Annotated in this window: 5 protein-coding genes; all 5 read left to right on the forward strand. The window is 71.4% G+C overall.

Translation table 11 applies throughout. From position 1 onward, the window contains the following. Nucleotides 1–114: 114 nt before the first annotated feature. The 5 genes from EV147_RS12590 to EV147_RS12610 all read left to right on the forward strand — a co-directional run bounded on the left by EV147_RS12590 (nucleotide 115) and on the right by EV147_RS12610 (nucleotide 14,822). Nucleotides 115–8,469, forward strand: coding sequence for an Ig-like domain-containing protein (locus tag EV147_RS12590; protein WP_130391517.1), 8,355 nt, complete (start codon nucleotides 115–117; stop codon nucleotides 8,467–8,469). Nucleotides 8,470–8,517: 48 nt separating this feature from the next. After that, nucleotides 8,518–9,936, forward strand: coding sequence for a TolC family protein (locus EV147_RS12595; RefSeq protein ID WP_407923222.1), 1,419 nt, complete (start codon nucleotides 8,518–8,520; stop codon nucleotides 9,934–9,936). Next, the gene (locus EV147_RS12600) at nucleotides 9,923–12,112 is read left to right on the forward strand and encodes a type I secretion system permease/ATPase (protein WP_235844710.1); all 2,190 of its coding nucleotides are present in this window, start codon (nucleotides 9,923–9,925) and stop codon (nucleotides 12,110–12,112) included. The genes EV147_RS12595 and EV147_RS12600 overlap by 14 nt, the downstream gene beginning before the upstream one ends. A gap of 5 nt (nucleotides 12,113–12,117) precedes the next feature. Next, a complete protein-coding gene (locus EV147_RS12605; RefSeq protein WP_198680233.1) occupies nucleotides 12,118–13,293 on the forward strand; it encodes an HlyD family efflux transporter periplasmic adaptor subunit in 1,176 nt (391 codons plus the stop codon). Between the two features lie 161 nt (nucleotides 13,294–13,454). Further along, entirely contained in the window at nucleotides 13,455–14,822 is a 1,368-nt protein-coding gene (locus EV147_RS12610; RefSeq protein ID WP_235844711.1) for an epoxide hydrolase family protein, read from the forward strand. The last annotated feature ends 34 nt before the right edge of the window (nucleotides 14,823–14,856 follow it).

Genomic DNA, 14,856 nt, shown 5'->3' on the forward strand with positions numbered 1-14,856 from the left:
AAGGCCGTCGCAATGATGGCCGGTTCACGAATGCGGCAGATCGTTGGGGGGATGCAAGTCGTTGCGCCGGGCTGTGCCGCGGCGCATTTGACCGTCACCGCAAGGAGAGCTCGCATGGCATCGCCCGCCGTCCTGAAGGACCACGCCAACGTTGCTGTCGCCGCCGGCGACACCCAGGTTTCCGCGCCCCAGGGTCCTGCCAACTTCCTGGTATCCGCACCGCGCGAGAGCGTGACCAACTATGCGCGCGAGGGCAGCGACCTGCTGCTGTCGTTCCAGGACGGCCGCACGCTGCGCATCAACGGCTTCTTCAGCAACGGCGCGCAATACAACAATCTGGTGTTCGTGCAGGGCGACGGCAGTTGGCTGGTGTCGTTCGACCAGGCCATGGTGGCCGGCGGCGACCAGATTCTCGAAGCGGCCGTCACCTACGCGCCCATATCATCGAGCACCTCCACCAAGGCCCTGCTGGGGCTGCTGGGCCTGGCGGCCGGCGCGGGCCTGATCGCGGCCGTGGCCAGCGGCGGTGGCGGTGACGACGGCAACAACGCCGGCGGCGGGACCGGCGGCGGCGGGGGCGGCGGGGGCAGCACCCCGCCCGGCGCGCCCTCGGTGGCACCGATCGGCAATGTCATCGGCGAGAGCGGCCCGCAGGCCACCGCCAACGCCACGCCCACGCTGCGCGGCGTCGGCGCCCCTGCCAACAGCACGATCACGATCCTGCTCGACGGCCAGCCGCTGGCCACCGTACAGGCCGACGCCAACGGCAACTGGAGCTATACGCTGCAGCGCCTGCCCGATGGCAGCCACCAGATCTCGGTCACGCAGACCAATCCCGATGGCTCGCCGAGCACACCGACGATCATCGACCTGATCGTCGACACCCAGGCGCCGGACACACCCGAGCTGGCCGCCGTGTCCGATGACGCCGGGCCGGTCACCGGCCCGCTGGCCGATGGCGCCAGCACCAACGACAGCACGCCCACGCTGAGCGGCACCGCCGAGCCGGGCACGACGATCCAGTTGTTCAACGGCGCCGTGCTGCTGGGCACCGTGGTGGCCGACGCCGATGGCAACTGGTCGTTCACGCCCGCGGCGCCGCTGGCCGACGGCACCTACGCGATCACCGCCACCGCGACAGACCCGGCCGGCAACGTCAGCCCCGCCACCGACCCATTCACGCTGACGATCGACACCGCCGCGCCTGCCTCCCCCGTGGTCACGCAAAGCAACGCGCAGGGGCTGGCCGGCACGGCGGCTGCCGGCAGCATCGTTGCCATCGACCTCGACGGCAACGGCACGCCCGACGCCACGGTTACCGCCGACGACGATGGCAACTGGCAATACGTGCCCTCGCCCGCCCTGCCCGATGGCACCGTGGTCACCGTGACGGCCAGCGACGCGGCCGGCAACGCCAGCGCACCGGTCAGCGCGACCATCGACTCCGCAGCGCCTGCCGCCCCGGTGATCGGCGCGGCCAGCGACGACACGGCACCGGTGACCGGCCCGATTGCCGGGGGCGGCACGACCAACGACAGCACACCCACGCTCTCCGGCACCGCCGAACGCGGCAGCACGGTCACCATCTACGATGGCACGACGCCGCTCGGCACCACCGTTGCCGATGGCGCCGGCAACTGGACCTTCACCCCGGGCGCGCCGCTCGGCACCGGCAGCCACGCGCTGACGGCCACGGCCACCGATGCCAGCGGCAACACCAGCCAGCCCGGCGCACCGTTCACGGTCATCGTCGACACCAGCGGGCCGGCCACCCCGACCGTCGCGCCGAGCAATGGCGCCACGCTGGCCGGCACGGCCGACCCCGGCAGCACGATCGCCATCGACCTCGACGGTGACGGCACGCCGGACACCACGGTCACCGCCAACGGCAGCGGCAACTGGTCCTACGCCCCCGACACGCCGCTGCCGGATGGCACGGTGGTCACCGTGGTAGCCACCGACGCGGCCGGCAATGCCAGCGCGCCGGCCTCGACCACGATCGATGCGGGCATGGTCGACAGCACGCCGCCCGCCGCGCCCACGCTCGACCCATCGGACGGCACCGCGCTGTCCGGCACCGCCGAGGCCGGCAGCACGGTCAACATCGACCTGAACAACGACGGCACGCCCGATGTCACCACCGCCGCCGACGACGAAGGCAACTGGAGCTACACGCCGCTGCTGCCGCTGCTGAACGGCACGGTCGTCACCGTGACCGCCACCGATACGGCCGGCAACACCGGCCCCGGTATCTCGGTCACCGTCGATGCCGCCGCGCCGCCCCCGCCCGTCCTCTCGACCGTCAGCGACAACGCCGCGCCGGTAACCGGCACGCTGACGTCCGGCGGGAGCACCAACGACACCACGCCCACGTTTGCCGGCACCGCCGAGCCGAACAGCACGATCACGCTGACCGACGCCAACTCCGGCGCGACGCTCGGCACCACCACGGCAGACGGCGACGGCAACTGGTCGTTCACCCCGGCTACCGCGCTGCCCGATGGCGAGTACGCCATCGAAGTGACCGCCACCGACGCCACCGGCAACACCGGCCTGCCGGGCCCGGCCTTCGAACTGGTCATCGACACGGTGCCGCCCGGCGTGCCGGTCGTGGAGACCGTTGACCGCACCACGCTGGCCGGCACGGCCGACGCGTCGGGCACGATCCAGCTCGACCTGGACGGCGACGGCACCGTGGATGCCACGGTCACTGCCGATCCGGACGGCGCCTGGCGCTACACGTCCGCCACGCCGCTGCCGCCGGGCACGGCCATCGTGACCGCCGTGGACGCCGCCGGCAACCCGAGCGCCCCGGTTGCCGTAACCATTCCCCTGACCGTCCCGGGCGCGCCGGCCATCGGCACGGTGACCGACAACATGGGCGCCACCGAGGCGCTGGCCAGCGGCGATGTCACCAACGACACCACGCCCGAGTTCACCGGCACCGCCGAGGCCGGCAGCACCGTCGACCTCTACAGCGGCACGACGCTGGTCGGCACCACGGTGGCCGATGGCGACGGCGCCTGGACGATCATCCCGTCGCCGGCCCTGACCGATGGCGCCTACTCGCTGACCGTCACCGCCACCGATCCGCAGGGCAACGTCAGCGGCCCGAGCGCGCCGTTCACGCTGACGGTTGACGCCACGCCGCCGGCCACGCCCGTGATCGCCGCCAGCGACGGCACCGAGATCAGCGGCACGGCCGACCCCGGCAGCGCCATCGGCATCGACCTCAACGGCGACGGCGTGGCCGATGCCACGACCGAGGCCGACGCAGACGGCAACTGGAGCTACACGCCCGGTGCCACGTTGCCGAACAGCAGCGTCGTCACGGTGACCGCCACCGACGCGGCCGGCAACACCAGCGATCCCGCCACGGTCATCGTCGACGGTACGCCGCCGGCCCCGCCCGTGATCGCCGGCGTGCTGGCCGACGCCACGCCTGGCGCCACGCCGCTGCCGAGCGGCGGCAGCCTCGACGACGCCACGCCGACGCTGCGCGGCACCGCCGAGCCCGGCAGCACGGTCAACCTCTATGGCGACGGCCCGGACCCGATTGGCACGGCGGTGGCCGACGCCGACGGCAACTGGAGCTTCACGCCCGCCACGGCGCTGCCCGATGGCGCCTACTCGCTGGTTGCCACCGCGACCGACGCCGCCGGCAACACGGGCCCCGACAGCGCGACGTTCGACTTCACCATCGATACGGCCGCCCCGCCGCCACCGGCCATCGAGGCCAGCAACGGCACGACGCTGACCGGTACGGCCGCGCCGGACAGCACGATCGGCATCGATCTCGACGGTGACGGCGTGGCTGACGTGACGGTCGGCGCCGATGGCGCCGGCGCATGGATCTACACCCCGGCCCCGCCGCTCCCGGACGGCACGGTAGTCAGCGTGACCGCCACCGATGCGGCCGGCAACACCAGCGCACCCACGACCGCGACGATCGACGCCGCGCCGCCGCCGGCACCCGTGGTGCTCTCGGCCGGCGACAACGTGGCGCCGGGCACCACCCCGGTGGCCACCGGCGGCAGCACCAACGATCCGACCCCCACCTTCACCGGCACCGCCGAGCCCAACAGCACGGTGGCGCTCTACAACGGCGGCACGCTGATCGGCAGCATCCAGGCCGATGGCGACGGCAACTGGTCGATCACACCCACCGGCCCGCTGGACGACGGCACCTACACGCTGACCGCCACGGCCACCGACAGCGTCGGCAACGAGGGCCAGGCCAGCACCGGCTTCGTCATCACGATCGATACCGCGCCGCCCGCTGCGCCATCGATCGACGTCCACGGCGCGACCGAACTCGCCGGCACCGCCGAAGCCGGCAGCACGATCAACATCGACCTGACCGGCGACGGTGTGGCCGACGCGACCGTCAGCGCCGACGAAGACGGCAATTGGTCCTACGCGCCGGCCGGCGGCCTGCCGGATGGCGCCGTGGCGTCGGTGACCGCCACCGACGCGGCCGGCAACACCGGTGACGCGGACACCGCCACGATCGATGCCGCCGCACCGCCGGCCCCGGTCATCGTGACCGTGGCCGACGACGTCGCACCCGGCACCACGCCGCTCGCCAGCGGCGGCAGCACGAACGACAATACGCCCACCTTCAACGGCACGGCGGAGCCTGATAGCACGATCAACATCTATGACGGCGACACGCTGATCGGCACGGTCACGGCCGCGCCGGGCACCGGCGCCTGGACCTTCACGCCGGGCGGACTCGACGATGGCGACCACGCGCTGACCTTCACCGCCACCGACGCGGCCGGCAATACCAGCCCGCCCACCGCGTTTGCGCTCAACGTCGATACGGCGGCGCCGGCCACGCCGGCCATCACGAGCGTGGTCAACGATGCCGGTACGCCGGTCTCGCCGATCTTCTCCGGCGGCGCCACCAGCGACACCTCGCCGGTCATCAGCGGCACGGCGCCGGCCGGCATGGCCGTCGCCCTCTATGACGGCGACACGCTGCTCGGCACCGACGTGGCCGATGCGGACGGCAACTGGTCGATCACGCCGACCCTGGCCGATGGCGGCTACACGCTGACCGTTGTCGCCACCGACGCGGCCGGCAACGCCAGCGAATCGAGCCCGGCGTTCACGCTCACGGTGGACACCGACGCGCCCGACCTTCCCGGGATCGACCCCACCAACGGGACGGCCCTGACCGGCACCGCCGAGCCGGGCGCCGTGGTGTCGATCGACATCGGCAACAACGGCTCGGTGGACGCCACCGTGGCCGCCGACGACAACGGCAACTGGTCCTACCTGCCCGGCACGCCGCTCGGCAACGGCGTGGTGGTGTCCGTGACGGCCACCGACGCGGCGGGCAACACCGGCAATCCGGCCACCACGGTGGTCGATGTCAATATCGACGACAACACGCCGCCAGCCGTGCCGACCGTGCTGCCCTCGAACGGCGGATTGCTCAACGGCACCGCCGAGGCCGGCTCCACGGTCAACCTCGACCTGGACGGCAACGGCTCGATCGATGCCACGGTCACCGCCGATCCGGCCGGTAACTGGGCCTACGTGGTGCCCTCGCCGCTCGACAACGGCGTGACGGTGAACGTGAGCGCCACCGACGCCGCCGGCAACACCGGCGAGACCGCCAGCATCGTCATCGATGCGGCGGCCCCCCCGCCGCCGGTGATCGTCAGCGTGAGCGACAATGCGCTGCCGGGCACCGGCACCGTGCCCAGCGGCGGCAGCACCAACGACACCACGCCGACGCTGACCGGGACCGCCGAGCCCAACGCCGTGATCTCGCTCTCCACGCCGGCCGGGCTGCTCGGCACGGCCGTTGCGGACGGTGCCGGAAACTGGAGCTTCACCACGGCCGCGCTGGCCGACGGCACCTATGCCGTGACCGCCGTGGCCACCGATGCGGTCAACAATACGGGCGGGCCGAGCGTGGTCTACACGTTCACAGTGGACACGGCACCGCCCGCCACGCCAACGATCGCGCCAGGCAACGGCGCCACGCTGAGCGGCACCGCCGAGGCCGGCAGCACGGTCAGCCTGGACTTCAACGGCGACGGCACCGCCGACGCCACCGTGACCGCCACGGGCGGCGCGTGGAGCTACACGCCCGGCACCCCGCTGGCCAACAACACCGTGGTCACGGTCACGGCCACCGACGCGGCCGGCAATACCAGCAACGGCGCCAGCACCACGATCGACGCCGCCGCGCCGGCCACGCCGGTACTGGTCAGCGTGACCGACAACGTGGCGCCGGTCACCGGCACGCTGACGAGCGGCACCGCCACCAACGACGCCACGCCGACGCTGGCCGGCACTGCCGAGGCTGGCAGCACGGTCAGCGTGTTCGACGGCGGCGCGCTGCTGGGCACCGTGGCCGCCGATGCCGACGGCAACTGGCAGTTCACCACGGCCGCGCTGACCAACGCGGCGCACAGCTTCACGGTGACCGCCACCGATGCCGTGGGCAACACCAGCGCGCCCACGGCCGCCTTCACGCTGACCGTCGATACCGTGGCGCCATCCACGCCGCGGATCACGCTGAGCAGCGGCACGGCGCTGACGGGCACCGCCGACGCCAACAGCACGGTCAACATCGACCTGAACGGCGATGGCGTGGCCGACGCCCGCGTGACCGCCAATGGCGCGGGCGCGTGGTCGTTCGGCCCCTCTCCCGCGCTGGCCAACGGCATCGTGGTCAGCGTGACCGCCAGCGACGCCGCCGGCAACACGAGCGGCGCCGCCACGGCCACGGTCGATGCGCTGGCGCCCGCCGCGCCGGTCATCACCAGCGTCACCGACAACGTGGCGCCCGTGGCCGGGCCGCTGGCCAACGGCGCCAGCACCAACGACAACACGCCCACGCTGGCCGGCACCGCCGAGGCCAACAGCACGATCGCCATCTTCAACGGCGCGGCGCTGCTCGGCACCGCGCTGGTCGACGGCAGCGGAAACTGGTCGTTCACGCCGCCCGCGGGCTTGCCGAACGGCACCTACGCGCTGTCGGTCACGGCCACCGATGCCTCGGGCAATGCCAGCGCCCCGGCGCCCACGTTCACGCTGACCGTCGATACCGTGGCGCCGACCGTGACCGCCACCATCAGCACGCTGACGGACGACACCGGCACCGTGGGCGACTGGATCACGGGCGACCACACCCCGATCATCGGCGGCACGCTCAGCGGCGCGCTGGGCGCTGGCGAGACGCTGCAGGTCAGCCTCGACGGCGGCGCCACGTGGACCAACGCCGTGGTCAACGGCACCGGCTGGCAGTGGTACGCACCGGGCCAGCTGGCCGATGGCGGCCACTCGGTCAGCACGCGGGTCATCGATGCGGCCGGCAACCTGGGCGGCACCTCGACCCAGTCGTTCACGATCGTCACCAACGTCGCGCCGCAGGTGGCCGTGCGCGATGCGGGCGGACTGCTCGGCATCGCCGACGCCAACCTGCTCGGCCTGATCGAGCTGGGCCAGCAGCAGTTCTTCGCCGCGAGCGACTACAACAACAACATCCAGTCGGTGCGTGTCTCGTTCGGCGGCGTGCTGGACCTGCTGGCGCTGCAGCAGCTCAACGGCAACCAGGCGCTGGCCGCCGAACTGGGGCTGCGCTTCAACGTGGTCAACAATCCGGGCCTGCTGGGCATTGGCGCGTCGTCGGTGCTGACCGTCACCGCGCTCGACGGCGGCCCGATCGACAACCTGCGGCTCAATGAATTCCTTGGCTCGGTCACGCTGTCGAACGGCCTGCTGGGGATCAACGTCGGCCTGCTCAACTCGCTGCAGATCTCGGCCACCGACACGACCGGCCTGACCACCACCAGCACGGCCAGCCAGCTGATCAGCGCCGGCGTGCTGACCAACCTGCTGGGCGGCGCCCAGCCATCGGCCATCATCGAGGGCACGGCGGCGGGCACCACCACCAACGGATCGGCCGGCGACGACCGCATCTACGGCTATGGCGGTGACGACACGCTCAACGGGCTTGGCGGCAACGACCTGCTGCGCGGCGGCACCGGCAACGACACGCTCAACGGCGGGGCGGGCAATGACGTGCTGATCGGCGGCGCCGGCAACGACACGCTGATCGGCGGCGCGGGCGGCGACGTGTTCCTGTGGGAAGTGGTCAGCAATGCCGATGCCCGCGGCGGCAACGGCAGCGACACGATCACCGACTTCAGCGTGGGCACCAGCCCGAACCAGCCCGGCATGGACCGGCTCGATGTCTCGGCGCTGCTGGTCGGCTACCAGGCCGACGCCGACGGCCCGGCCCACTACGTCAACGGCGTGGCCACCATCGACCAGGGGGACCTGATCCGCAACTACCTCAGCGTGACCAATGTGAACGGCAACACGGTGGTGTCGATCGACCGCGACGGGGCCGGCGGGGCATACGGCTCGCAAACGCTGGTGACGCTGAACAACGTCACCACCAACCTGGAGACCCTGCTCGCCAATCAACAGATCCTTGTCTGAGGTACCTCGTACGACCCATCGTCACCGATTCTTCAGGGATGCCTCTGATTGCAAGCACGCAATATTTGCCCGGCGCGCCGGGTCGTGGCCGGTACGGTCCGTGAGTTCTCGCTGCTGGTGCTGGCCCTGGGCGCACTGGCCGGCATGCCCGCGCTGGCGGCACCGCCGATGCTGACCCAGGTGACGGGACCGGCGCCATTGCCGCGCCCCGCCCTGGCGGACGCGCCGGCCGACCCCGCCGGCGTCCGCCACGTGGCCGTGCAGGGGCTGAACATGCGCGAGGCGGTGGGCATCGCCATCTCGCGCCATCCCGACATCAGCCGCGCCAACGCCGTGATTGCGCAGAGCACGTCCGAGGTGGCGGTGGCGCAGGCGGCCTGGTACCCCCGGCTCGAATACGGCGTGCGGCCCGGCTATGGCGGCACGTTCGGCACGGGCGGCAACAGTGCCGGCGCGCGGGCGTCGGTGGGCGTGAGCCAGCTGGTCTACGATTTCGGCCGCACGTCGAGCCGAATTGCCGCCGCCGACGCCACGCTGAACCGCAACCGCCACCTGCTGGCCGACAGCATCGAGACCGTGGCCGCCAACACCGCCGCCACGTTCGTGGACCTGGCCGCGAGCCAGGAGATCGTGATCGCCGCCCAGCGCCAGATCGAGGCCCTGTCGGCCATCCGCGGCAAGATCGGCGACCGCGTGCGCGCCGGCCTGTCGGTCTCGTCGGACCGCAACATGGCCGACGTGGCGATCCAGCGCGCCCGCGCCGACGAGCTGAAGGCCCGCAGCCGCTTCGATGTCTCCGCCACACGGCTCGCCGAACTGATCGGCGTGCGCCCCCAGCGCGTGGCCGAACTCGTTACGGCCGACGCCGACGTACGCGGCCTGGGCGACGAGCGCGGCAATATCGAGCAAACCCCGTCCGTACTGGCAGCCGGCGCCGCCGTCGAGGCGGCCTCGGCGCACGTCACGCAGGCCGAGGCCGAGCGCTTTCCGGCCATCAGTGTCGGCGTGAGCCGCTCGGTCTCCACCGGACCGACCAACGCCAACGACGACACCTGGGTGGGCGTGCAGATCGCGGGCGACTTCTCGCTGGGCGGGCTGAACCGGCATCGCATCGCCGCCGCCAAGGCCGAGCAGCGCGCCGCGCTCGATTCGCTCGACAACGAACGCCTGCAGGCCCGCACCGCGCTGAACGCCGCCGCCACCGAGGCGGCCGGCGCCTGGGCGCGCAAGGCGAGCTTCGAGGAAGTGATCGGCCTGCTGCGCGCCTCGCGCGACCTGTACTGGCAGGAATACATGCTCAACAAGCGCACGCTGACCGATGTGATCAACCCTGAGCGCGAGATCTTCATCGCCGAGCAGGAGCGCGTGACGGCCATTGCCGACAGCATGCTGGCGCGCATCAGGGCGCATGTGGCCGTGGGCCGCTTTGTCGAACTGCTACGGGAGCAGGACCTTGCCTCGCACTGAACCGTCCGGCCGCGCCTTCCAGCCCGAGGTGGCGGACCTGTCCCGCTGGACCGAAACCATCCTGCTGGCCGCCCGGCACCTGGGCCTGGCCAACTCGCCCGAACTGGTACGCGGCGCCGCGCGCTGGGCGGACGCCAGCGACACGGCCCGCTCGGTCGTCGAGATGGCGGCCGCCGCCGGGCTCGACGGCCAGTTCGCCGAGATCCCGGCCACGGCGCTGACCGACGTGCTGCTGCCCGCGCTGGTCTGCGTGGACGGCCAGCACGTCGGGATGATCGTGGCCGTGGCGGGCGGCAAGGCCGCGCTTCACCTGCCGACCGAAAGCGGCGTGGTGGAACGCACGCCGGCGCTGGCATCGCTCGCGGCTGACGGCCGGCTGCGGCTGTTGCTGCTGCGCGAGCGCGAAACGCCGCGCAGTGACCGGCTCGACGCCCACCTCGCCGCCCGCCCCCGCGAATGGCTCGGCGCCGCCTTCAGCGCGAACTGGAAGACCATGCTGGAGCTGGGCGTGGGCTCGCTGTTCGGCAACCTGCTCGCCATCGCCACCTCGCTGTTCGCCATGCAGGTCTGGGATCGCGTGGTGCCGGCGCGCTCGATCCATACGCTCTGGGTGCTGGCCGCCGGCGTGGCGCTGGCGCTACTGCTGGAGCTGGCGATCCGCACGGCGCGCGTGGCGATTGCCGACCATTTCGGCAAGCAGGTGGACCTGAAACTGTCGGCGATGTTCTTTGCCCGCGTGCTCGACATCCGCAACGACGCGCGGCCCCAGTCGCCCGGCACGCTGGTCGCGCAGTTGCGCGACCTCGAACAACTGCGCGAGCTGCTGACGTCGAGCACGCTCGGCGTGCTGATCGACCTGCCGTTCGTGCTGGCCTTCCTGTTCATCATCTGGCTGCTGGGCGGCTGGCTGGTGCTGGTGCCGCTGCTGGCCATCCCGCTGCTGGTGCTGCCGGGGCTGGTCGCGCAGGTGCCGCTGGCGAAGCTCTCCACGCAGGGCATGGCCGAATCCGCGCTGCGCAACGCCATCCTGATGGAGTCGATCTACCGCGTGGAAGACATCAAGGCGCTGCAGGCCGAGCCGCGCTTCCGCAAGATCTGGCAGCACACGAACGAAGTCAACGGCGAAATCGGCCTGCGCCAGCGCTTCCTGGCCGGGCTGCTGGTCAACTTCGCGCAGACCGTGCAGCAGATTGCCTACGCCGGGGTGCTGGTGGCGGGCGTCTACGGCATCCTCGACGGCGACCTGTCGTTCGGCGCGGTGCTGGCCTGCTCGATCCTGACCAGCCGCACCATCGCGCCGCTGGCGCAGATTCCGGCAGTGCTCGGGCGCATCCAGAACGCGCGTGTCGGCAAGCAGGCGCTCGACACGCTGCTGACGCTGCCGCTGGACCACGAGCCGGGCCGCGACGCCTACCACCGCACCGCGCTGGTGGGCCGCTACCGCTTCGAGAACGTGGTCTATGGCTATGATCCCAACGAGAAACCGGTGCTGACCGTGCCGGACCTGCGCATCGAGCCCGGCGAGCGCGTGGCGATCCTGGGCCGCGTCGGCGCCGGCAAGTCCACGCTGCTGCGGCTGCTGGCGGGGCTGTCCACGCCCCAGCAGGGGCGCGTGGTCTTCAACGACACACCGATGCCGATGATCGACGTGGCCGACGTGCGGCGCGACGTGGGCGTCGTGCTGCAGGAGGCCAGCCTGTTCTACGGCACGCTGCGCGACAACCTGCTGGTGGCCAGCCCGCTGGCCACCGACGACGCACTGCTGGCCGCGCTGCGGCTGGCCTGCGCCGACCAGTTGCTGCTGAACCAGCCGCACGGGCTGGACCTGCGCATCCGCGAGAACGGCGTTGGCCTGTCCGGCGGCCAGCGGCAGGCGTTGATCCTGGCGCGCACGCTGCTGCGCTCGCCCAGCGTGCTGCTGCTCGACGAGCCCACCGCATCGCTGGACGAAGCCACCGAGCTGGCCGTGATCCGCCAGTTGGGCGAGTGGCTCGGCGGGCGCACGCTGGTGGTGGCCACGCACCGCTACCCGGTGCTGCAACTGGTGGATCGCCTGATCGTGGTGGACCACGGCCGCATCGTGCGCGACGGCCCGCGCGACGAGGTGCTGGCCACGTTGCGCGGCCCGGCTCCCGCAACCCGCACGGCCGCGCCCAACGTGCGCGCGGCGGAGTGACGCGCATGGAAACCTTTGCCAACACGATGCGCATCGGCCAGCGGACGGCCCTCGGCTCGCGCTACCTGCTGTGGACCATCATCGGCGCGCTGGCCGTCTTCATCGCCTGGGCTGCGTTCGCCAGCCTGGACGAGGTGGCGATCGGCGAGGGGCGCGTCACGCCGGCCTCCAAGGGCCAGATCATCCAGAGCCTCGAAGGCGGGCTGCTGTCCGAACTGTCGGTGCGCGAGGGCGACGTGGTGCAGGCCGGCCAGCAGCTTGCCACGCTGGACCCGGTGCTGGCGCGCTCGTCGATGGAAGAGGCGCTGGAGAAGATCACCGCGCTCCAGGCGCGCGCCGCCCGGCTGCAGGCGGAGATGAACGACGCCGAAGCCATCCGGTTTCCGGCCGAGCTGGCGAAGAGCCCCGCCGTCACCGAGCGCGAGCGGCAGGCCTTCCTGACCAACCGCCGCGCGTTCCGCGAGAACGTGGGCAACCTGCGCGAGCAGTTGCGGCTGGCGCAGGGCGAACTCAACATCGCGCTGCCGCTGCTGAAGACCGGCGCCACCAACGAGGTGGAGATCCTGCGCCTGCGCCAGAAGGCGGCCGAACTGACCACCAGGCTGGCCGCCACGCAGAGCGAGTACTACGTGGCCCTGAAATCAGACTACGCCACCACGATGGCCGACCTCGGCCCGCTGCTCAAGATCCGCGAGGGCCGCGCCGACCTGCTGCGCCGCACCGCGCTGACCTCGCCGGCGCGCGGCATCGTCAAGGACATCCGGATCTCCACCATCGGCGGCGTGGTGGCGCCGGGCGGCGTGCTCATGGAGATCGTGCCGCTGGGCGACCAACTGCTGGTGGAAGCCCGCATCAGCCCGCGCGACATCGCCTTCATCCATCCGGACCAGGCCGCCACGGTCAAGATCACGGCGTTCGAGCCGTCGATCTACGGCACGCTGCCGGCCCGCGTGGACCGCATCTCGCCGGACACCATCGAGGACCAGGTGGACCGGCGCATCTACTACTACCGCGTCTATGTGCTGACCGATCACGCGTGGCTGCAGACCGACGACGGCAAGCGCCACCCGATCCTGCCCGGCATGGTCGCCACGGCCGAGATCCGCACCGGCCGGCGCACGGTGCTGGAATACCTGCTCAAGCCGCTGAACCGCGCGGCGGAGGCGCTGCGGGAACGCTGAGCCTGTATCGCTCTGTATCCGGCACCGGTACAGATACAGGCCGGTGCAAATCGCCGGGAACCCGACACGTTCGGCAACCACTGGCTCCCTAGACTTCGTTCGGTCACGACCCCTCGTGAACGATCCCAATACGAACGCGAAGTCCAGGAAGGAGCCTTACGATGTCACACGCCACCACCCGCAGCATGCCGCGCACGCCTGCCACCCGCCTCGCCCTGACCGTCAGCGCCGCCCTCGCCGCGCTGGCGCTGGCCGGCCACGCCCTGCCGGCGAAGGCCGCCGCGCCCGCCAGCAGCGCCACCCCGCCCGCCTCGCAGGTGCCTGCCAGCGACGAGAGCATCCGCCCGTTCAAGGTGCACGTGCCGCAGGCCCAGCTCGACGAACTGCGCCAGCGCATCGCCGCCACGCGCTGGCCTGACCAGGAGCTGGTCAAGGACGAGTCGCAGGGCATCCAGCTGGCGCGCGTCAAGGCGCTCGTGCAGTACTGGGGCAAGGACTATGACTGGCGCAAGGCCGAGGCCCAGCTCAACGCGCTGCCCCAGTTCGTCACCCGCATCGACGGCGTGGACATCCAGTTCATCCACGTGCGCTCGCGCCATCCCAACGCGATGCCGCTGATCCTCACGCACGGCTGGCCCGGCTCGATCTTCGAGTTCGTCAAGACCATCGGCCCGCTGACCGATCCCACCGCCTATGGCGGCCGCGCCGAAGACGCCTTCGACGTGATCATCCCGTCGATTCCGGGCTACGGCTTCTCGGGCATCCCGCGCGAACTGGGCTGGAACCCCGACCGCACCGCCCGCGCCTGGGACGTGCTGATGAAGCGGCTGGGTTACCAGCACTACGTCTCGCAGGGCGGCGACCACGGCTCGGTGATCTCCGACGCGCTGGCCCGCCAGGCGCCCAAGGGGCTGCTGGCGATCCACCTGAACATGCCCGCCACCGTGCCCGGCCCGCTGATGAAATCGATCCTGGCCGGCGATCCGGCGCCGGCATCGCTGACGGCGCCCGAACGCGACGCCTTCCAGTCGCTGAGCACGTTCTTCGGGCGCAACGCCGCCTACGGGGCAATGATGGCGACGCGTCCACAGACCATCGGCTACTCGCTGGCCGATTCCCCGGCCGGGCTGGCCGCCTGGACCTACGAGAAGATCGCCCAGTGGAGCGACAGCAACGGCGTGCCCGAGACCGTGCTGGGGCGCGACGCCATCCTGAATGACATCACGCTGTACTGGCTCACCAACACGGGTGCCGCGTCGTCGCGCTTCTACTGGGAGAACAACAACAACAATTTCAGCGCCGAGGCGCAGAAGACCCGCGACATCAAGATCCCGGTGGCGATCAGCGTCTTCCCGCACGAGATCTACCGCGCGCCGGAAAGCTGGAGCCGGCAGGCCTACCCGTCGCTGAACTACTACCATCAGGTAGCGAAGGGCGGCCATTTCGCGGCGTGGGAGCAGCCGCAACTGTTCGCGGAGGAACTGCGCGAGGCGTTCCGCCCGGTACGGCCCGCCAACGCGGCGCGGTAAGCCGCGCCAGGGCAGCGGGCGGGGGCGGAAGGGG

It is taken from the genome of Cupriavidus agavae (assembly GCF_004217045.1).
In the GTDB taxonomy this organism is placed as follows: Bacteria; Pseudomonadota; Gammaproteobacteria; order Burkholderiales; family Burkholderiaceae; genus Cupriavidus; species Cupriavidus agavae.